The sequence below is a fragment of the Caballeronia terrestris genome, assembly GCF_001544515.1.
GTDB lineage: Bacteria > Pseudomonadota > Gammaproteobacteria > Burkholderiales > Burkholderiaceae > Caballeronia > Caballeronia terrestris.
The window spans coordinates 1-828 of sequence record NZ_FCOL02000542.1; the positions used below are offsets into that span (position 1 = coordinate 1).

Sequence of the window (828 nt, forward strand, 5' to 3'; positions counted from 1 at the left end):
GTCTGCAGCGCCTGGCACAAGTCATGATCCGGGTGCGCGCGGCAATACGGGGCGATCTGTGACAGGTCCGGCTTTCCGCCAGCGGCCACGAGCACGGTAAAGCCACCGTTGGAGAAGCCGAATGCACCGACGCGAGCGTTATCCAGATCCACATGGCCGAACCACTCTTCAAGCATGTAGTCCACCAATCGGTGAAGCTGCATCGGGCGACGCCATAACTGCAGCACGCGCGTCTGGTCGTCGAACGTGTCGCCTGCGTGGCTCACCCCCGCCGCTACGAAGCCGGCATGAGCCAGGGCGAGGGCCGTGTCGTAGTGACTGTCGTACCAGCCGCCGCCGCCGTGCGACATCACGATCAGCGGGAGGTCGTGGCCCTCGATCGGAGCGCCCTGCGCAACCAGCTGTGTGTTGTTCCCCAAAGAGTGCTCGATTGCCGGCGCGTTGGTGGGGTACCAGATTCCAACCGTCAGCGGCGGTTCTGTGCCGTTGGCGATCTTAACCTCCATGAAGCCGACATTGGTGGCAAACGAGGGCGCGGCGAAAAGGGCAAGAGCGAATGCGGTCAAAGCAACAAGTCTCACCATGAGGAAACCTCCTGCGTCCAGTTGCGCCATCAAGTCCTGGTCGGCCTGCGTTTCGTGGCGTTAGCCTTACTCAAACGACTCCCGTCAACACCTCACACGTCCGCCACAGTCGTTTCGCATCCGCTTCGTCGCGTGCCTGAGACGCGACCTTTGCCGGTCCGACTCGTTCGCCGCGTGTCTCGAACAAGCCAAGCGGTCCATAGTAGCCACCGTCGACGACATCGGGAGCGGTCGCGGCATAGAG

The 828-nt window shown here is 62.6% G+C and carries 1 protein-coding gene; it reads right to left on the minus strand.

Going from position 1 to position 828, the window contains the following annotated elements; all coding sequences use genetic code 11:
- A partial coding sequence (locus AWB67_RS38815; RefSeq protein ID WP_374729899.1) for an alpha/beta hydrolase family protein occupies positions 1-584 on the minus strand: 584 nt, incomplete at its 3' end.
- Positions 585-828 lie beyond the last annotated feature (244 nt).